The organism is Crateriforma spongiae (assembly GCF_012290005.1).
GTDB lineage: Bacteria > Planctomycetota > Planctomycetia > Pirellulales > Pirellulaceae > Crateriforma > Crateriforma spongiae.
In genome coordinates, this window is record NZ_JAAXMS010000008.1 from 1 (window position 1) to 20,217 (window position 20,217).

The 20,217-nt window shown below is 57.8% G+C and carries 14 protein-coding genes and 2 tRNA genes; 6 read left to right on the plus strand and 10 right to left on the minus strand.

Annotated elements, in window-relative coordinates; translation table 11 throughout:
• Positions 1–915: 915 nt before the first annotated feature.
• Positions 916–2,670: an integron integrase gene (locus tag HFP54_RS19840; RefSeq protein WP_315853942.1), complete on the plus strand. Its 1,755-nt coding sequence runs from the start codon at positions 916–918 to the stop codon at positions 2,668–2,670.
• A gap of 865 nt (positions 2,671–3,535) precedes the next feature.
• Here the strand turns inward: HFP54_RS19840 and HFP54_RS19845 are convergent.
• Positions 3,536–3,609 (minus strand) — tRNA-Asp (locus HFP54_RS19845).
• Between the two features lie 443 nt (positions 3,610–4,052).
• Here HFP54_RS19845 and HFP54_RS19850 point away from each other — a divergent pair.
• From HFP54_RS19850 to HFP54_RS19865, 4 genes are all read left to right on the plus strand, one after another.
• Positions 4,053–4,226 carry a hypothetical protein gene (locus HFP54_RS19850; protein ID WP_168566516.1) on the plus strand — a complete coding sequence of 58 codons (174 nt, stop codon included), beginning with the start codon at positions 4,053–4,055 and terminating at the stop codon, positions 4,224–4,226.
• Between the two features lie 239 nt (positions 4,227–4,465).
• Positions 4,466–4,792, plus strand: a complete 327-nt coding sequence (locus tag HFP54_RS19855; protein WP_145292771.1) for a DUF6793 family protein — start codon at positions 4,466–4,468, stop codon at positions 4,790–4,792.
• An 87-nt stretch (positions 4,793–4,879) separates the two neighbouring features.
• Positions 4,880–7,450 carry a hypothetical protein gene (locus tag HFP54_RS19860; RefSeq protein WP_168566517.1) on the plus strand — a complete coding sequence of 857 codons (2,571 nt, stop codon included), beginning with the start codon at positions 4,880–4,882 and terminating at the stop codon, positions 7,448–7,450.
• Positions 7,447–8,373, plus strand: coding sequence for an ABC transporter ATP-binding protein (locus tag HFP54_RS19865; protein WP_168566518.1), 927 nt, complete (start codon positions 7,447–7,449; stop codon positions 8,371–8,373). The genes HFP54_RS19860 and HFP54_RS19865 overlap by 4 nt, the downstream gene beginning before the upstream one ends.
• Positions 8,374–8,423: 50 nt before the next feature.
• Here HFP54_RS19865 and HFP54_RS19870 read toward each other — a convergent pair whose 3' ends face one another.
• Both HFP54_RS19870 and HFP54_RS19875 read right to left on the minus strand, forming a co-directional pair.
• A complete protein-coding gene (locus HFP54_RS19870; RefSeq protein ID WP_168566519.1) occupies positions 8,424–9,689 on the minus strand; it encodes a 3-keto-disaccharide hydrolase in 1,266 nt (421 codons plus the stop codon).
• A gap of 193 nt (positions 9,690–9,882) precedes the next feature.
• Positions 9,883–10,926 carry an aldose epimerase family protein gene (locus tag HFP54_RS19875; RefSeq protein ID WP_168566520.1) on the minus strand — a complete coding sequence of 348 codons (1,044 nt, stop codon included), beginning with the start codon at positions 10,924–10,926 and terminating at the stop codon, positions 9,883–9,885.
• Positions 10,927–11,107: 181 nt separating this feature from the next.
• Here HFP54_RS19875 and HFP54_RS19880 point away from each other — a divergent pair, with 181 nt between their 5' ends.
• Complete coding sequence (locus tag HFP54_RS19880) at positions 11,108–12,175, plus strand: tRNA dihydrouridine synthase (RefSeq protein ID WP_146416282.1); 1,068 nt, start codon at positions 11,108–11,110, stop codon at positions 12,173–12,175.
• A 16-nt stretch (positions 12,176–12,191) separates the two neighbouring features.
• Here HFP54_RS19880 and HFP54_RS26245 read toward each other — a convergent pair whose 3' ends face one another.
• The 7 genes from HFP54_RS26245 to HFP54_RS19915 all read right to left on the minus strand — a co-directional run bounded on the left by HFP54_RS26245 (position 12,192) and on the right by HFP54_RS19915 (position 20,008).
• Complete coding sequence (locus HFP54_RS26245) at positions 12,192–13,226, minus strand: GGDEF domain-containing protein (RefSeq protein WP_146416283.1); 1,035 nt, start codon at positions 13,224–13,226, stop codon at positions 12,192–12,194.
• A gap of 390 nt (positions 13,227–13,616) precedes the next feature.
• Positions 13,617–14,975: a PhoH family protein gene (locus HFP54_RS19890; protein ID WP_146416284.1), complete on the minus strand. Its 1,359-nt coding sequence runs from the start codon at positions 14,973–14,975 to the stop codon at positions 13,617–13,619.
• 234 nt (positions 14,976–15,209) lie between these two features.
• Positions 15,210–15,827: an esterase/lipase family protein gene (locus HFP54_RS19895; protein ID WP_168566521.1), complete on the minus strand. Its 618-nt coding sequence runs from the start codon at positions 15,825–15,827 to the stop codon at positions 15,210–15,212.
• Positions 15,824–17,227: a glycoside hydrolase family 140 protein gene (locus HFP54_RS19900; RefSeq protein WP_168566522.1), complete on the minus strand. Its 1,404-nt coding sequence runs from the start codon at positions 17,225–17,227 to the stop codon at positions 15,824–15,826. Before HFP54_RS19900 ends, HFP54_RS19895 begins: the two co-directional genes overlap by 4 nt.
• A 160-nt stretch (positions 17,228–17,387) precedes the next feature.
• Positions 17,388–17,461, minus strand: a tRNA-Arg gene (locus HFP54_RS19905).
• A gap of 85 nt (positions 17,462–17,546) precedes the next feature.
• Entirely contained in the window at positions 17,547–18,506 is a 960-nt protein-coding gene (locus HFP54_RS19910; protein WP_168566523.1) for a rhomboid family intramembrane serine protease, read from the minus strand.
• A 62-nt stretch (positions 18,507–18,568) separates the two neighbouring features.
• The gene (locus HFP54_RS19915) at positions 18,569–20,008 is read right to left on the minus strand and encodes a sigma-54-dependent transcriptional regulator (RefSeq protein ID WP_146416288.1); all 1,440 of its coding nucleotides are present in this window, start codon (positions 20,006–20,008) and stop codon (positions 18,569–18,571) included.
• Positions 20,009–20,217: the final 209 nt, after the last annotated feature.

A 20,217-nucleotide genomic window follows, 5' to 3' on the forward strand; every position in this document is an offset into this window, starting at 1 on the left:
TTTGAATTCTCCGGACGGGTCGGGGAGGTTGGGCTTGGCGGGGTGTTCTCCGCGAATGCGATGGCCTGTTCTCCCAGAAACGTCCTCTTGGTTTGCGTTGTTCTCCCGGAAAGCAACCATTCTGGGAGAACACGTTCTCTGAGAATTGCCGCCACGAGCGGCACGTCTCGTCTTGCGCGGCTGGGCCTAAAGCCTTGGGACACTTGCCGGGTCTAGCCTTCGGGCCTTTGGGTGACACCGCCATCTTTTTGGGTGCCCCTTTTTGCCCGAAAGGTTGGTCCCGCAGTACGTCGGCTCAAGCGATTGCCCCGATGCCCCGCAAGAATGGAACCGTCGCCTGTGACGAGAGCGGACGGCTCCGGCGTCGACCTGCAACGATGTTGGTTTGATTTTAACGCTGGCGAGGGGCCGCGTGGGAAATTTGGGCATGATTTTCATGGCGACACTGCGTCACAGCGGCGGGTCGGGTCTAAGTCGCACCGTGGTTTCGGCCGCGCAGACGGTGCAATTGAGCCGATGTACGGCCGAGCCAACGCCGCTGATTTGTTTGCCTTATGAATTGAATCGATCTAACGGCGAGGGAACGCCGGGTGTCCGATCCGTTCGAAGCTTTCATTGCGACCGAGGAGAGGTGGACACAATGATCTCAAGGCATTGGCGGAGCAGACCAAGCGTTGGCATGTTGACAATTCTGCAGCGGAGCTTGCCGGGACGACGCAATAGGGGCAGATCGAACCGGCGCCGCGAATGGATGAACATTTTTTCCCTAGTAAACTCTTGACAACCTGTTTTGATTTGCGAGACTCGGCGGGGTCACGCAAGATTGCTTGACCCCCAAGGGTGCATGGACGTCCCGCTGAGAATTTCTTGGGCCACCGCGTTGGCCTTTTCCAGCGATTCGAAGGACTGATTGACGTGAACACACCGGCTATGGGTGGCGGGGCTGATTCAGAAGACCCGCGTGAAGCACGCGAGCGATGGGCCAACATCTGGTTCGGCGGCATGGTTCGCTATCACAACGTGAAAGACCCGGACCGCTGGGTTTTTGCGGTCGACGACGTTGTCGCTTTTTTGCGAGCGAAGTTGCAGGCGGGGATGCCGGCATGGAAGCGATTGTTGATCGTGGACGGATTGATCGAGTACGAGCGATTGCACCCGAGATCATCTCTGGGGGGCTTGGAGCCGATTCGATCGAAGTTGCAGGAGTTGGCACATCGCGAGGGTACGGGTGAAGACCCGTTGACGATTGACGAGATTGTCGGGCCGATCAGTCCGCGAGACCCGGATGCCGTTCAAGCGCTTCGTCGTCAGTGTCGCTTGGAGGGCAAGGCGATGAAAACGGAGAAGGCGTACGTCGGGAAGCTGCGTGGATTCATGGCGGCGCGGGGTCTGGAACGCTTGGCGGATTTTGCCGAGGTGGGCGAGCGTGATATCGAACATTACTTGACGGACTTGGTGGTCGAAGGCGATGTGGCTCCGTCGACACAGAACCAAGCCTTCTATGCGTTGAGATTCTTCTTTGAACACGTTTTGAAACGTGACATGGGGCCGATCAACGCGACGCGTTCGACCAAACACCCGAACATCCCATCGGTGATGAGCGAGGAGGAGGTTTGCGAGGTGCTGAGTCGTTTGACGGGCGTGCACCGCTTGATCGCACAGTTGTTGTACGGAAGCGGGATGCGGATCAGCGAAGCTTTGCGTTTAAGGATGAAGGATGTCGATTTTGACTTGATGCAGATCCAGGTCCATCACAGCAAGGGCAATAAGAGCCGTTTTGTTCCGTTGCCGCAGAGTGTGGCTGACGAGCTGAAACGGCAGATGCAATGGCGAGAGCATTTGCATGAACAGGACGTGATCATGGGTCAGGCGTCGGTTTGGTTGCCGTATGCGTTGGACAAGAAATACCCTGAGGCACACCGTGAACTGAAATGGCAATTCGTGTTTGCGTCACAGAGGCTGTCGAAGGATCCGCGTAGCCATCGCTTTCATCGGCATCACATCCATGCGGACACGTTCGCGAAACAGCTGAGACGAGCGGTGCGGGGTGCGGAGATTCATAAGCATGTCACGTCGCACACGTTTCGCCACAGCTTTGCGACTCACTTGTTGAAGGGAGGCACGGACATCCGGACGATTCAAGAGTTGCTTGGGCATGCGGACCTGAAGACGACGATGATCTATACGCACGTCTTGAACCGAGACGACGTGAAAGTGGTCAGCCCGCTGGACCGGATGTCGAGATCAGAATCGGCGGAGACCAATCCGTCGAAGGGGCAGGGCAAGCCAGAGGAATCGACGGCACCAAGGCACCAGAACGGCTTTGCTGAATCAGAGTTGGCGAACATCGGGGAGCTCGGAGTCGCCGGTTCGCCCGCGAGCGGGGAGGGTGATCCGGTGGAAGGTGGGCCGGTGGCAGGTGGGCCGGTGGCAGGCGCGCCGGTAACGGGTGGACAGGTAACGGTGGAAAGGGATGACGGTGGTCGAGAGTGTGCGGTTGCCGGGGCTGGTGCGGCAGCGAACGGGATGGCTGGCCGGTCGAGCGTTTCGGTTGCTCTGGGTCGTGCGGGGGCTCGTGTCAAGAAGCGGAGGCGGTCGAGTTGGTCGCGCCGGAGGTTGCGGTCTGGATTGATACGCTTTGGCCGGGTGTTTGCGAAGCTGAAGTCGTGATGGATTGGCGGGCTGGGATTCGAGAGCTGGACCGGCCCCGTGATGTGCCCTCTCCGGGCCTGAGAGCCCGACTCTCCCAGAGGGAGAGTGATGGGTGGTCTTGTAAGGCGACCGTCCGATGAGGACCTGGGAGCCGGACTCTGCCAGAGGGAGAGTGGTGGGTGGGCGTGAACGGATGAGCCAAATGAGAAGCGGCCTGGATTGTGTCCGCAGCGAATGCCCTCTCCGGGCCTGAGAGCCCGACTCTCCCAGAGGGAGAGTGATGGGTGGTCGCGAACGGATGAGCCAAATGAGAAGCGGCCTGGATTGGGTCCGCAGCGAATGCCCTCTCCGGGCCTGAGAGCCCGACTCTCCCAGAGGGAGAGTGCTGGGTGGTCGTGAACGGATGAGCCAAATAAGAAGCGGCCTGGATTGTGTCCGCAGCGACTTGCCCTCTCCGAGCCTGAGAGCCCGACTCTCACAGAATGAGAGTGATGGGTGGCTTGAACGGATGAGCCAAATGAGAAGCGGCCTGGATTGTGTCCGCAGCGACTTGCCCTCTCCGGGCCTGAGAGCCCGACTCTCCCGGAGGGAGAGTAATGGGTGGCGTGAACGGATGAGCCAGATGAGAAGCGGCCTGGATTGTGTCCGCAGCGACTTGCCCTCTCCGGGCCTGAGAGCCCGACTCTCCCAGAGGGAGAGTGATGGGTGGGCGTGAACGGATCAGCCAGATGAGAAGCGGCCTGGATTGTGTCCGCAGCGAATGCCCTCTCCGGGCCTGAGAGCCCGACTCTCCCGGAGGGAGAGTGATGGGTGGGCTTGTATGAGGGCCTCTGCCAAAGGAACAGTGATGGCAGCGAAATTGCCAGAGTGGCGAGAAAGAAAGCGACGCGGACGGGACTCGAACCCGCAACCTCCGGATCGACAGTCCGGGGCTCTAACCAATTGAGCTACCGCGCCGGAAGCGTCCGAGAGGTCGTCTCGTGGCGGCTTCGGCAACGCTGGCAAGCTGGCGAAAACGCCTGACTCACCCGCGTGAAGTGCCAAAGTATATCGGCGAAAGAATCCGTGACAATAGCCGTTACGCGATACTTCGGCCGAGATCTTTGGGTCTGCGTCGATGGTGATTCCGGGTGTGACGATTGGAAAGGCTTTCGGGGCATTTGGCCGCCATTTTTCGGGCCCCGTGAGCGGGATTTGGGCGTCGTCGCTGGATCACGCGACCTAGGTTTTCGAAACGCAGCGTTGGGCGATCTGGTTTGATCCGGTCGCGGGTCTTTCCAGGGCCTTTTGCGGGCCTGTCGGGGGTCGGAACGGCATGACCGTGCTGCCGGAGCGGAGGTGGCCTCCCGAAATCGTTGCTCCGTCGTTCTTTTTCGCAATCACCGCTTTTGGATGAACCCATGTCGCTGACCTATCTACTGGCCGGATTCTCGGTGACCCGCTGGCTGTGGTCGGCGTGGGGTGAACTGTGCAGTTACACGCTGCACATGTCCACAACACAGTGGGGAATCTTGGCGGCGTCGACCATCGCGTTCGGATTCATGTGCCTGCGTGGCTATGACATCAAGGCATAGTCCTGGCCGACGCGATTTCTGATGGGCCGATCGGGCTGAGTGGACGGGTTGCCTTTGTCGCCAACATGCACGGGCGTGGGGTGCCGTGATCGGTGACTGATGAGGGTGGCTGAGACGTTCGACCGCACCGTGCGGGTCCGACAAACTGGGTGCTTCTGCGCAAGGAAGGCGTGCGGATTCGGTATACTTGGGTCAGGCCGTCCCACCGTTTCGCATACGTCAGTTCAAGGAGTCGTAAAGTGCCACTTTTCGAAATCGAAACCGAAGCACATATCATCATCACTTGGGCGGAGACCGAGGATGATGCTCGTGAAGTTGTCTCCGAGGCTTACCCGACCGACGAGGTCGTTCGTCTGACCCGTCGCCCCCGAGATTCATGGGTCATCAGTAAGGGTGCCCTGGGTCTGACCGACACAAAATTGGACCCCTGTGTGATCGCTCGCGATTGTCTGAGCAAATCAGCGGGTGACAAAGTCAACGCGATCCGTTTGTATCGAATGGAAACGGGCAGCGATCTGGAACATGCCCGTCGGGCGATCGAATCGAATATGGTGATGGGCTGGTAAGGCCGGCGATTGCCCGGTCCCCAATGGAACGATACGTTCCGGCCGACGGCAAAATCACCTTTCGAATCCGACACGTTCGAGATCACGATGCGACCAAGATACCGAACCGGGTTGATCGCGATCTGTTTATTGCTGATTCCAGGGTGTAACGGATGCCGTGACGAATCGTCGTCGGCCAACAAAGATCAATCGCTGCCACAAACCGAGTACACCGACAGTGAACCGGTGGGTTTTCCGTCGGACCGGACGCGGGCGGGCTTTGCCATCAAGCCAGGTCATTGGTTGGCGGCTTCGCAGACGATCAAGTCCAACTTGGGTGATCGTCGTGGCCGACTGCAAAGCGAAATTCGTTTCCCGGTCCTCGATCGCGATGGAACGGTGACCGGGCAAAGGCGGACTTGGCCTATTCAGGCGGACCGACCGGTGGTATTGCCGAAGGGCCAATCGCGGCAATTCGAATTTCGATTCTTGGCGCCTGCGATCGCGGGCACGATGGGTTCGCAGGTCGAGATCTTTTCACGTCTGCAGGTCCGCGGGCAGGTCCAACCGGAAACGTTGCGTGGCGGCAGTTTTTCGGTGATGGCGCCGCAGGAATACTTCTTTGTCGTACTGACCGAACGTCCGGAACGTTTTGTTCGGCTGAAAGTTGCCGACTGGGTGCGCCCCTACGCTCGTTTCAGCCAAGCGGCGCCGTCGAATCATTATCGCGTGGTGTTGCCGCTGACCGACGGAATGGTCGAAATCCCTGAGACGATGCTGGATTGGTCGTCGGTGTCCGTCCTGTTCTGGGATGACCTGCCGTCGGAGACGTTGACGCCGTCGCAGTGGCAGGCCATCGACGACTGGATTCACTTCGGCGGTCGCTTGATCGTGAACGGCAGTGATGCGGCGGAATCGCTTCAGCGGTCGGTCTTGGGCAAAGACCTTCCGTTGCGGGTCATCGGCAACCTGGAATTGGACGTCGACGCGGCGGAAACCATGCTGAACCGGTTTTCCGTTGACTCGGATCGATCCGTCGAGAAACAGATCACGCTGGTACGCGATGGGACCGCGCGAGTGATGAGCGAGGCCCAAGTGCGGGAGGAAACCCGTTGGGTGGACGGTTCGGGTGAACTGATCGCGCGACGGCCGATGGGCCGTGGCGTGGTGGTTCAGTCCAGGTTTGATTTGCTAAGCGAGTGGGCCACCAATTGGGATTCGTTCGACAGCTTTGTCAATTCAGTCGTTTTGGATCGACCGCGGCGACGCTTGATTCAAGAGTCGGGGGATGCCGAGAGCGAACTGGACCAGATGTACCCCGATTTGCCGGTCGATCAAGACATGGCTTTGATCAACACGGGTTTACGTCTGGCATCACGCGACGCGGCGATTGCCCCCCAAAACGTCGAACAAGACACTGCACCGGAGACCACCGAGCGTCCGATTCCGGTGGAGGACCAGGGTGGATCCTTTCAAAGTCGCGGGGTTGAGGGCGTCGCCGGATGGAATTCCATGAGCGGCGTGGTTGCGCAGATCCGCCGAGTGCTGCAGAACGAATCTGGTGTGGAGATTCCATCGATCGGGTTGGTGGGCCGAACACTGGCGATCTATTTCGTTTGCTTGGTACCGGTCAATTTCTTGATCTTTCGATTGATGGGACGCACCGAATACGCATGGTTTGCCATCCCGATACTGGCGATCGCGGGCGCGGTCTGGGTCGCCAGAGTGGCTCGTCTGGACATCGGATTCGCAAGGAGCCACACGGAGATCGCCGTCTTGGAAACCCAACCGGGTCACGATCGTGGGCACCTGACGCAAGTTGCCGCGATCTACAATTCGCTTTCCACCGATTACGAAGTCGCTTTCGAGACGAATGACGCGGCGGTGGCGCCGTTTGATCTGTCCAGTTATCGATTGCGTCGCGGTGAAGTCGCGCCATTTTCGTTTTCAACTTCACCGTCGGAGGGCACCACGCTGAGCGGGTTTTCGGTCGCAAGCAATCGCACGGAGTTTCTGCACGCCGAACGCATGATCGAATTGGACGGCCCGATCGAACTGAAAGCCCAGGGAAACACCCCGTCTTCCGTCACGGTGTTGTACAACGGCAGTCGGTTTGATTTGCGTGATTGTTATGTGATTCGCGCGGGCGATGACGCGAATGAATCAAAGGTGTCGATTGCAAAAGTGGACGATTGCGTCGCGGGATCGTCGCATCCGCTGGCTTTCGTTTCGCCATCGGACATTCGCATGCCGGATTCGATCGATTCCGTTGCCACGAAGATTTGGGCAACGATGATTTGGTCATGGCCGATCGAACCGGGGCAGGTTCGCCTGATCGGCAGATTAGGCCAACGTGTCGATGGCATGGAGATTCGCCCCGCCGCGACGCAGATCTCTGGCGATACGGTTTTGGTGTCGCAACTTCGTTATCCGATCAAGCAGACGTTCAGAAACGACGAAAATTTGCCGAGTGATTTCCGCCGCGTGCTGACGGATGTGGATCCGGTGGAACAGGACGCATCGACGAAATTTCGATATCGTCATTTGGCCACCAGCGGACCATCCGTTTCGCAGCAATTCGTTGCACCGGAGAACACCGAACGTCGCCGTGCGTTGGTGACAACCCGCCGGATGGATACCCCGACCCAGATTCGCATCAGTGGACCCCAGAGCCGATGATCACTTTGGATGGTTTTGGAAAAGACTACGGCGACTTCACTGCGGTGGAGTCCATCGATTTGCATATCGGTCAGGGCGAGACGTTCGGCTTTATCGGTCCCAACGGTGCCGGAAAGAGTACGACGATTCGCTTTTTGGCGACTTTGTTGCGGGCCAGTCGGGGCCGGGGTGAAATCGCGGGGGCCGATGTCATGGAGGATCCGATCGCGGTCCGGCAGAACGTCGGATACATGCCGGACAACTTCGGCGTTTATGACGGGATGCGGGTGTGGGAGTTTTTGGATTTCTTTGCCGTCGCCTATCGGATCGGACGAACCGAACGACGCCAAATCATTGACAACGTGTTGGAATTGTTAGACCTGACGCACAAGCGTGATGACTTTGTCAATGGTTTGTCACGCGGGATGAAACAGCGTTTGTGTCTGGCCAAAACGTTGGTCCACGATCCTCCCGTGCTGATCTTGGACGAACCGGCAAGCGGATTGGATCCTCGGGCCCGCGTGGAAGTCAAAGCGTTGCTGAAGGAGTTGCGGCGGATGGGCAAAACCATCCTGATCAGCAGCCACATTCTGACCGAGTTGGCCGATTGTTGCACATCGATCGGCATCATCGAACGCGGCAAACTGTTGCTGCACGGACCGATCGATCAGGTGTACCAGAAGATCCGCAAGAACCGAGTCGTGGAGATTCGTTTCATCGAAAATCAGGACGCCGGGCTGTCAGTCCTGCGGAGCCATCCGGGGCTGCGATCGCTGGATGTGGAACCCATTTCGGTCGTCGCCGAATTGGAAACTGACGATCAGGGGCTGGCCGATTTGATCGACCAGATGCATGAAGCTGGCGTGAAAATGAAGTCCTTTCACGACCGTGATCCGACGTTGGAGGACGTGTTCATGACGGTCACCAAGGGCTTGGTCAGCTGATGCCGTGTTGCACGGAAGGTCCGTCGAGCGACAAAGACGTCGGTGGAAGCTTAGTTGGCTTGGCCTGAATCGTCCGAGTCGTCACCCGATGGCTGAGCCTTTGCAGGTTTGGACTCCGAGGATTCAGCCTCCGAGGTCTGGGATGCTGAAGGCTGGGGTTCCGAATCGGACGCCGGCGTCTTGGCTGGTTCGTCTTCGGCGGACGGCTTGGAATCATCCTGTTTGCTTGCCGCTTGTTTCTTACTCGGCGATGTCTGGGCTTGCTTGGACTCATCCGCTTGCACAACGGGCGGAAAATCGTCGCCGACGGACAGCCCGCGATCGATGATCCAAATGTTGCGATACAGCACGGGATCCGAGTGATTTTGGAACTTCGTCGGCAACAACGTCGGTCCCTCGGGCTGTCCGTGTCCGGTCTTGTCGACGACTTCCACATCGTCTTGGACTTTGACACCGTTCAACCAGGAACTGATCCTTGCGTTGCGACGTTTGGAACCGTCGGCATTCCAGCGTGCGGCGGTAAACCGTATGTCGTACGTTTGCCAAACCAGTGGCGGCAGGCACATGTTTAGATCAGGAGCCTTGAACCGATAGATCGCTCCGCAACCATTGAACAATCGCGGCTGGGCGAAAGAATCCAACACCTGGCATTCGTATCGGCTGTGGATGTAAATGCCGCTGTTGCCACGAGCCTGGGAATCGCTTTTGGGCATGTACGGCAGTTTGAATTCCAAGTGCAAATCAAAGTCCTGGAACAACGGCAGCATGTCCGCGCCGACCTTCAGGAACCCGTCATCGTCCATCGCCCCGGGCTTGAACTGGTCCGTGCCGGTCCCGTCGAACAGGACCACCGCGTCGGCCGGCGGCTTGGCCGAAAGAGACGGGCTGGTGCGTTTGATCCGCTGAAGCTGTCCGAGGACTTGGCCGTCGACCGACATGACGCGGCACTGATCGGCGTCGAGCACAAAAACTTTGTCGGTCCCGGTCAAGATCATCAGATCACCCGAGCGTAGGCCTTCGACCCGAGTCCCGTCGGGATCGTGACCATCTTGGCCGGGCAAGCCGCCGGAGAACAACAGACCATCGAAGTCTCGATTTCCCACCGGTCGGACCTGCAGCCCCAGTGTCTGGTCATCGCCCGACGGATCCGTGACCGAGCCGACGTATTCGCCCAACAGTCGGTAGTCGGGCGAATCAGCCGGCGGAGTCAGAAACGCTTCCTTCTGGGGGGGCGAATCCTGTTGAGCGGTCGCGGAACCGGATGCGACCAGAGAAGCCGCGAGACAGACCAGCAACAGAGCGGTTGAACGACGCATCGAACACCAGTGATTTTGTCGGGAGGAAAGGGGTGGGGCAGGGCAATGGATCCGCAACACGGATGGCGAAAGGCCGATCGACCCGATTCGAAATCAATCGAATTGGCGTGGCCGCACCGAACCATCGTTTGCGAATGCGGAACATTCTAATTGGCGAAACGGCGTCCGTTGCCCCGTTCCCGACAAGTCGCCGCTAGTCACTGAGAACGCCGAAACGATGCAGCGTCGTTTCCCGAAGCGTGCTGCCGGGAACCAGCAGGGTCGTGGGGAACATCGGGCGGTTGGGCGCGTTCGGATAGTGCTGGGTTTCCATACAGAACGCTTCGTGGCCGCCGACTTTGGCCGAGCTGTCATCGCCGGGCAAATGGTTTGCCGAATACAGTTGCATGCCGACTTGGGTCGTTTCGACATCCATCGTTCGCCCGCTGGCAGGGTCGATCACACGTCCGGCCGGTCGCAGAGTCCCCGCTTTCCCACGCACGACATAGCAGTGGTCATAACCATTGGTGTCGGGCAACTGCGCCAAACGCTTGCCGATCGCGGTGGGCTGGCGGAAGTCCAGCGGCGTGCCGGAAACGTCGTTCAGCTTGCCGGTGGGGATCAAATCGGCATCGACGTCCAGCCATTGGTCGGCTTCGATTTGCACGATGTGATCGGTCGCTTTGCCGGCGTGCATGCCGCTGAGATTCCAATAGCTGTGATTGGTCAGATTCACATGGGTGGGCTTGTCCGTTTGGGCTTCGTAGTGGAACGACAATTCGTTTCGATCATTCCAACGGTATTCGCACACCACCGTCAGTGTGCCCGGAAATCCCTGGTCACCGTCGGGGCTGGTCAGGCGAAATCGCACCCCGATTTCATCGCCTTCTTGGAACGATTCAGATCGCCACAGACGGTGTGAAAAGTTGTCGGCCCCGCCGTGCAGTTGATGATCACCGTGATTCTTGTCTAGCGGATACTCGACATCATCGATCGTGAACTTGGCGTGTTCGATTCGGTTACAAAATCGTCCAATCGTGCTGCCGAAATACGGATGGCGTCCCAGGTAGGGCGACAGCGAATCAAAGGCACAATTCACATTGACCGATTCGCCGCTGCGATCGGGCACAACGACCTGCAACAGGCTGGCCCCCCAGTCCATCAGCCCGACCTCGTTGCCGTGGCTGTTGGTCAAAACGTATTTGGAAACGACTTGCTGGTCAGCGGTTTTTCCGAACTCGATCTGCTGGATTTTCATGGCGTCTGGCGTCTGAGAATGCCTTGGTTCGATGCGTGAAGCGTTGTATCGTGACGGTTGAGAATGAGGGGTCGGCCACCGGTCGATCGAATCTGACATCGGCGACGGCTGAATGATGACGCCCGCCGACCTTTTCGTGTAGCGGTCGGTGACCGCGGTCACCTTGGAACGAACGAGATCGATGAGTCCTGCGGTTCAGCTACGCCCACTGAAAATCGGGAACGTGTCGATCGGTTTCCCCGTCGTCCAAGCCGCGTTGTCGGGATACAGCGATCTGCCCATGCGGGTGATCGCACGCCGTCACGGGGCCAGTTATACGATTTGCGAAGTGATGCTGGACCAGTTCCTGCTGGCTCTTCAAAAACGGCAAAAAACCAAGCACTTCCTGGACATCCACCCGAGCGAACCGCCGGTGGGTGGCCAGCTGATGGGGGCCGAACCGGAACAGTTTTCTGCCGGGGCGGCCAAGATGGTCGAAGCGGGTTTTGACATCATCGACGTGAATTTTGGATGTCCGGTCAAAAAGGTCTTGGGGCGATGCCGGGGCGGCTTTCATCTGTCACAGCCCAAGGTTGCGATTGAAATCCTGCGTCGGACCCGCGACGTGGTTCCGGATTCCATCCCGGTGACCGTCAAAATGCGGCGGGGAATCGACGATAGCCAACAATCACGCGACCATTTCTTCGAAATCATGGACGGCGCGATCTCTGCCGGCTTGGCGGCGGCAACCGTTCACGGCCGGACGGTGGAGCAACGGTACATCGGCCCGAGTCGTTGGGAATTTCTGACCGAGGTGAAACAGCACGTCGGCGACCGAATCAAGATCCTGGGCAGTGGCGACTTGTTCGCCGCGGAGGATGCGCTGCGGATGATCGATCAAACCGGCATCGATGGTGTCACCGTAGCGCGAGGTGCCATTGGAAACCCTTGGATCTTTGAACAAGCCCGCACTTTGGCCGAAGGCAAACCGTTGCCCGATCCGCCGCGATTGCATCGTCAAGCATCGGTGATGCGCGACCATTTTTCATTGTGCGAATCAACTTACACGGCCGAACGAGCACCGTTGCTGATGCGAAAGTTCTGTATCAAGTATTCGCAGTGCCATCCGAATCACGAAGCGGTCCGTTTGGCTTTTGCACGTCTGCGATCAAGAGAACAGTTCGAAGAAGTCCTGGCGGAGCACTATGCCGAAGACCTTGCCGGTCGATATGTGCCTCGCGAAGTCCATGGCAGCCAAGCGGAAAGCTGATTCGCCGGTCCGGTGATCAGACCGTCGCAGCGAATTTTTCCACCACCGCGCGGTTCCGCCCCAAATCCTTGGCTTGATACAACAAGTTGTCGGCGCGGGTGTACCAGGTCACTTCGTCGTCGCTAGACCGCAACCGTGAAACGCCCAGCGAAAACCGGATTCCCGAAATCACTTGACCACTGTTGCGAAGCTGCAACTGTTGGCTTCCCAAGTGTTCGCGGATTTGTTCGGTGTAACGCAAGATTTCGTCACGGTTGTTGGTGCGTACGAACACCGCAAACTCATCGCCGCCAAGCCGTGCAACGGACGAATCACTGCGGCAACTGACAAGCTCCGATGCAACGAAACGTATGACTTGATCGCCGCCTTCGTGCCCGTGCGTGTCATTGATCTGCTTGAAGCGATCCATGTCCAATAGGACCAAGTAGATCTCGCCGGCATCCGGATCAAACGTCTGGACCGTCTTTTTGATCAGCGAATCGAAGAAACGTCGATTCCCCACACCGGTCAGGTGATCGGTCATCATGCCGCGTTGCGAAGCTTCCAAATCGGCTTGCAAATGACAGACTTGTCGCTGGGCTTCGTCCAGCTTTCCGGCCATGTCGTCAAGCTGTCGCTGCATTTTGACGGTGCCATCGGCAAGGTTGGCGACGCACGCGATCAGTCGGTCGCGATTCTGGTCTTCGGTCTTCAGAATATCGCTGGCCTGCTGAATGGAATCACCAAATTCGGATCCCGCGTCCTTCTGCTTCAAGACGATGGTTTGCAGCTTGGACAATTCGGCAGCCAACGCATCCCCGATACTGGCGCCGGTTTCCTGTCCCTCGACACAAAACTGTTGATGCAGCGACGCCAACAGATCCACGCTGACGGACTTTGCATCGTTGACCGCGTGGTTCAACTGTTCCAACATCGCGTCGTCGGCACCTTCGATGTAGCGGTACCAGACCTCATAGATCTCCGGCGTCGGCGGTGTGCTGAATTCACCCACCAAACGCAAAGCTTCCTTTGCGATCGCAAATGGATCTCTTTGTGGCGATTTTTGCGGCACTGAATTTTTCGTCCGTTGATTTCGTGATTGTCTCGTGGGCAAAGGATGCAATCAGGCCGCCCCATCAAAGCCGTCCTGCCCATCGGTGGTAGGCGTGATCACCATCGATCCACGCCTTCATCGCTGTGTGACAATGTCGTCATTGGGAGTCTAGGTTATGAATTCAAACGGCGAATCCCCCCCACAAGAATGTGGCATGTCGGGCTTCCTGCCCCGCAAACCTTTCCGATTGTTCGGACGACAACGGTGCAGGGCAACATCCAAAGTCGATGCCGCGATCCGAACAACAACGCCAATCATTACAACCCGCACACTCCATCGACAAAGGCTTGTTCAAACGGTCGCCGACAAACAATCCCAGCCCGGATCGCATGGCCGAAAGTCCCGGTTCTACAGCAACGCCGTGGCCAGATCGGCAAGCTCGGATCGTTCACCCTTTTCCAACGTGATGTGGGAATAGATCGATTGTCCCGTCATGCGGCTGATCAGGTAGCTCAGCCCGTTGGACAAGGCGTCCAAGTACGGATGGTCGATCTGGTTCACGTCGCCGGTGAAGATGATCTTGGTCCCTTCCCCGGCGCGGGTGATGATCGTTTTCACTTCGTGTGGCGTCAGGTTTTGGGCTTCATCGACGATAAAGAACGTCCGCTGCAGCGTGCGTCCCCGAATGTACGCCAATGGCGTGATCACCAACTTTTCAAGTTCCAGCATCTGATTGATGCGTTGTGCTTCTTGCGACTTTTCATCGAACTGATGCCGAATCACAGCGAGGTTGTCATACAGCGGTTGCATGTACGGGTCCAACTTGGCGTGCACATCACCGGGCAAGAATCCCAGATCACGGTTGCTAAGTGGTACGACCGGTCGGGCCAACAGAATCTGTCGGTATTCGGATCGCCGTTGCAGGGCGGCGGCCAAAGCCAACAGCGTCTTTCCGGTTCCGGCTTTGCCCGCGAGCGTCACCAATCGGATTTCGGTGTTCACCAATGCGTGCAACGCGAATGACTGTTCAGCGTTGCGGGGCGTGATTCCATAACAACGCGTCTTGTCGACGCGGTGATATTCTTTTTTCGAATCGTCGTACGATGCCAAAACCGATTTGGCACCGCTGCGCAGGATCAAGTTTTCGTTGGGAACCGGCGGAGGATCGACGGGAACCGTTTCCGCAGGAACCGCATGACCATTGTCATAGAACTGATCCAACGCGGCTTCGTCGATTTCCACGCGACGTTTGCCGGTGTAAAGCTTGTCAACGCTTTCGACCTTATCGCGAATGTAGTCTTGGGCGACCAAGCCAAATGCTTTCGCCTTCATTCGGATGTTCGTGTCCTTGGACACCAGCACCACGGGTCGATCTTCATGATCGGACAATTCCAACGCCGTACCGACGATACGGTGATCGGGTGAATCTTGAAAGAACGCTTGTTTGATGCGTTCGTGTCGCCCTTGTTTCCAAACCACACGAATCCGACCGTAGCCCTGTCCCAGGGATGCACCTTGTCCGTTCAGAACATCGCCGGTCAATTCATCCAGCACCCGCAAAAAGGCTCGCGCCTGATAGTTGATGTCGCCGTGGCCTTTCTTGAATCCGTCCAATTCTTCCAGAACCGTGATGGGGATGACCACATCGTGTTCCTGGAATGAACGTAGGCACTGGGAATCGTGCAAGATGACGTTGGTGTCCAGTACAAAAAGCTTTCGCTTGACTTCCTGGCCGGCCACGTTTGCACTCCTACTACGCTGATCCATGTTTGGAATCCCCAACGCCACACCTCCGTTATTAATCGCGGTGGAAACAAACCGTTCACGGGCGCAGCATATCGCAGTTTCCTACTGTCATGGTTTGCAACGGATGACGCAGGCCGCCGTATCCGCCCTTGGGGGCGGATTAAGGCAGGACCTTGGAGCCACAAAACGCCGGGATGAAAGCCGGAAGCCCCGCAGATTTGCAAAATCGCTTGGTCGGCAAGCGATCACGAAAGATTAACGTTGAAGAAACGAACCGATCATTCGATGCACATTCGGTTGTAACACGATCGTCAAATGCGTCGCCCAAACTTGGCGAACGGTGACGTTTGACAAGTGGCTCAGATCGCATTGACGCAAGCTTTCATCGGGCTTGGCCCAGATGACCAAGCGACGCAGATCCGGGTCGCAGTCCAAGTTGGCTTGCGCTTGCTCGGCATTCATGATGACGGCAATTTCCGGCATCAAGTTTCGGCTGACGCACCAGGCCAACGTCGGCAAGACACCCGCCTTCATCACCGGAGCCAACGACACGAGGGCCCCGACACGATGATGTGAAGTTTTGGCGATCGCCGCACGAGAAACCCAGTCGCCGAAACTGTGCGTGACCAAGGCGGTGTCTTTCGGCGTATCGCTGGAAACCGAAGCGATGGTCGATGCCAGTCGGTCGACACTTTCGTCCAATCGGCGAAACGCCAAACGGTCGTGCCAGTATTCGACCTTCAACCCATGTCGGTTCAAAAACCGGCCGATCAATCCCAGGGCCCAAGCCGGTTCCAGCAGTCCGTGAACCAAGATCACGCGTCGAATTTGATGGTTCGCCGAAAGATCCTGTGACGTCGCTGGCGCATTCATTTGACGCTTTCCAGCACCAGAACCCAATCGTTGCCGCGGCCATGGCTGGGCGGAGTGAACGTTTGAAATGCAACGCTGTCCATCGTATGCAAAACTTGGGATCGACCGGTCCGGGGATCGTACCAAGATGCACGCGTCCGTGGTTGCCGCATCAGTGATACATCGATCATGAATGGTTCACCTTGTGGTGAATAGACCATCGCCAGTGCACCATCGTCGGATCGCAATCCGCGCACGTGAGCACCGCCATGCTTCGGCGCATCGACAATGAATTCGCGATCGGGACGCAGGGTCTGATAGTCGTGTTGTTCGAATAGTTTCCTGACCCATCCCATTTGGGCCGCGCCGGGATCATCCAGAGCCTGATGCCAAGGCACATCGGCATGGATGGCCGGCGAGACGTCGGTTGACCACATCTGCCAAACACTGTTGTTCCCATAAGTGTGGCCACATGCGCCGGACATCATGGCCCACCAAGCCGCTTGACGAACATCGTCGTCATCGAACCGGTCGTCCGGATTCATCCCCTTCAGGTAGAAGCCCACCGGGATGCGTTCATAGCGTGGTTCGCCGTCAAGCGTCGGTTTGACCGGACGAAGATCATAGTCGTGTTGGATGAAGCGACCGTTGTCATGATCTCTGGCCGCATGAGAAGACTGGATCATGTTGAAATCCAACCAAGTTGCGTTGTGGAAATAGTCGGATGATCGTCCTGGCCCACGCGGATGGAACGTGATCAGGTGATATCCTTGGTCACCTTCATGCAAACCTTGGGCCATCGATTCGACGATCTGGCGGTCTTGATCGTTGTAGATGTTACGGTCCCCGCCCAAGATCCAAATGATGGGATCGGTGGCGTAGCGAGCAGCGATCCAACGACCATATTGCCTGGCATTGTCCACATCGAAAACGCGTGACTTTCCGCCGCCCATGCTGGACCAATGACTGCCCCAAGTCGGCAACATGCCGATCACAAGACCTCGTTTCGCGGCGGCCTGGACCACATAATCGACATGGTCCCAGTAATCATCGTTGTTTCCAGGGCGGACGTCGGGACGCGCGGGATCCTTGTCCACCAGCGGTGTATGGCCATACGCGTTGGCAGTCCCCAAGCCGTCGCGTTCGGCCAAGACGACCGCTTGAATCACCGTGAAGCCTTTCGCCGCCCGGTCATCCAAATATCGTTCCGCTTCTTGGCGATCCAAACGGTGAAACAGCTCCCAAGCAGTATCGCCCAGATAGAAAAACGGCCGACCGTCGCTGTGCTGCAGCCAACGCCCCGATGGCGAGACTTGCAGTCGAGTGCGATTCGGATCGTCCTGTTCCTGCGCGATGCCGACACGAGCCGTCACAAGCAAGAGGACCGCCAACCCACATCCCGCCGACACCAAACTTTTCATCGGAACTGTTCCCATCACAGGTGCACTTGTTACCGCCTAGAAGCCCATCATGGCCGTCATGATAGCGTCGGCGAAACACGTTCATCACGTTGCAAGGTGCGACAGACAACGACGCGGTTTCGGAGACAACCGCAAGGCCACAGAAGACCTGAGAATCCAATACGCCCGGCGGGATTCGAACCCACAACCTTCGGCTCCGGAGGCCGACGCGCTATCCAATTGTGCCACGGGCGCGGTTGAATACTTTTGACAACGTAGTGTGACGGGCAACAACATGAAACGTCAAGCATCGGCCGGCCCATGTCTGGGGATCGCATCATCAGCTGATCGCGACGCCTTGCTTGGCGACCCAAAGCGCGATCACCCAACAAACGGAGATCAGCGACACGCCGATCCCCAGGGCTGCCCAGGTCACCAGTCGTGAATCCAACCAACGATCGGACACTCGCAGCAGCGGCAGGGCTAGGAAAAATCCCGCCACCATGCCTGCGGCGTGTGCGCCAACATCGGTGCGTTCGTCGCCGATGCCCAGGTAGCCGAACAGAATCAGCCCACAGATGACCGGCGCCCATCGCACCAGCGGACGCGTTTCCGATCCGCGCGGGGTCGAAACGACCGCGTGCGCCAAGATCACCCCCAACGCCGAAAACACCGCCGTCGATGCCCCGATCGAAACGTGTTCGGCCGGTCGCAGCAAGGCATTGATCCCGTTGCCCAAAGCACCGCCCAACAAGACGACCAACCAACCCGGACCGGCGCCCAGAATCCTAGATGCCATGAATCCGAACACCGAACCGTAAACCAAATTGGATCCGAGATGCCCCGGATCCACGTGAAGTGTCAGCGCGGTCACGGTTCGATACCACTGCCCGGCGATGACATCGGCAGCACTCATCTGCCCGGCCAAGTACCAGTCGTGTCCCAGAGCATGCTTGGCGGTCAGATAGGCAACCAACATCAATACCACGCAGTATACGACGACACCGAAAAGCGATCCGGTGCGAACGATGCTGGATGGTGCATCCACTGGCGACGACGGGTGACCGGTGGCCGATTCTTCGCGTTGGTACTCGCCCAGTTCGGCCAGCGCGCGTGGCGCGTCTTCGCTGCGAACGACCAGGTACCACGTCCGTTGCTGACGAACCAATTCGAACGGAATTCCGGTGGCGCCCAACACCAAGCGATATTCGGAACTGGTGGCGGAACATCGCGTTTGCGCGACGATCTCGTAACCCTCGGCCGGTTGGAACACGTGACAGCCTTTTGCAATTCGGTCCATGAATGAAAGGGTCGGACGCCATCCCCTGACATCCCCCGATCGCCGACATCAACGGCCTGGCGTCAGGCTTCTTCGTCGTTCTTGTATTGGTCCAATCGACGGTACAGGGTTCGTGCACCGATACCCAAAATCTTGGCGGCTTCTTCGCGGTTGTCGCCGGTCAGCTTCAACGTCTCCTCGATCGCCCACCGTTCGATCTGGCTGAGCGGTTGGCCGATCAAGTCACTTGGACCGCCGGAGGCGACGACGATTTCGCCGGAATCATCCTGGCCTTCGCCCATCAATTCCGGCGGCAAGTCGTCAACATCCAATGACTGATCGGTATCCAGGACCACCATGGTTTCGACGAAATTGCGCAATTGGCGTACGTTCCCGGGCCAGTCGTACGCAAAGAAACGTTTGGTCACCGCGGGAGTGAAGTGTGCGGTGGATTTGTCGTGGCGTCGCAAGAAATACTTGCGGAAGTGATCCATCAACGGAATCACGTCGTCGCGTCGGTCGCGAAGCGGGGGCAGTTCCACGGTCACGACCTTCAGCCGGAAATACAAGTCGTTGCGGAACGTTCCGGCTTCGACCATTTCCTCCAGCGGCCGGTTGGTAGCACTGACCAGACGCACGTTGACTTTGATCGGTTTATTGTCACCGACGCGGGTGATCTGACTTTCTTCCAACACCCGCAGCAGTTTGATCTGCGTGCTCATCGGCATATCGCCGACTTCGTCCAGAAACAGTGTGCCGCCGTTGGCGTACTGGAAAGCGCCTTCGCGATCGGACACCGCATCGGTGAAGGAACCTTTGACGTGGCCGAACAACTCGCTTTCGACCAACTGTTCGCTGACCGCACGTGTGTTGATGGCGACGATCCGTTTGTTCCGGCGGGGGCTGTTTTGATGAATCGCCTGGGCGATCATCTCCTTGCCGGTCCCGCTTTCGCCGGTGATCAACACGGTGGCATCGGTGGCCGCAATGCGTCGCAGACGATCGATGACCGTCTGCATCTTCTTGCTGGTATAGATGATGCCTTCGAAGCCGAAACGTTCGTCCAAACGCTGCCGCAGTTCGGTGTTTTGACGTTTCAGCCCGACCTGTTCGGCCGCCTTGGCCACGATCGCACGCAACCGGTTGGGCGTGATCGGTTTCTCTAAGAAATTGAACGCACCGATTTGCATCGCTTCGACGGCGACGGGCACGGTGGCATGGCCGGTGACCATGATGACTTCGCTGTCGGGCAGTTTTTGCCGCGCGAGCGAAAGGATCTGCATCCCGTCGACATCGTTCATCACCATGTCGGTCACGATGATGTCGTACACATCGCTTTCAATCCGCTTGGCCGCTTCCGGACCACTGGTGGCGACATCGCACTGGTACCCGACCTTTTCCAAACTGTCCGTCATCGCACGAGCGTGCGCCGCTTCGTTGTCGACGACCAACAAACGTAAATTGGACGGGTCGATCGATGGCTGATCAGATTCGGCGTCGGAGGCGTCCGTCTTCTTTGACATGTCGTCGTCAAGCAAATCGAGCGGGTAAGAAAAATCGGGTGGATCGAACCGATCAGCTTACGACAATCTGTGACGGCTTAGAACCATCGTGACGCCCCAGCGCCAGCCGACCATCGGATCAGGTCCGGGGCGTCCCGATCAGCGATTTTCCGACCTGTGGGCGCATAAAAAAACGGACCGCGATTCAAACCGCCGGCCCGTTTATTTCG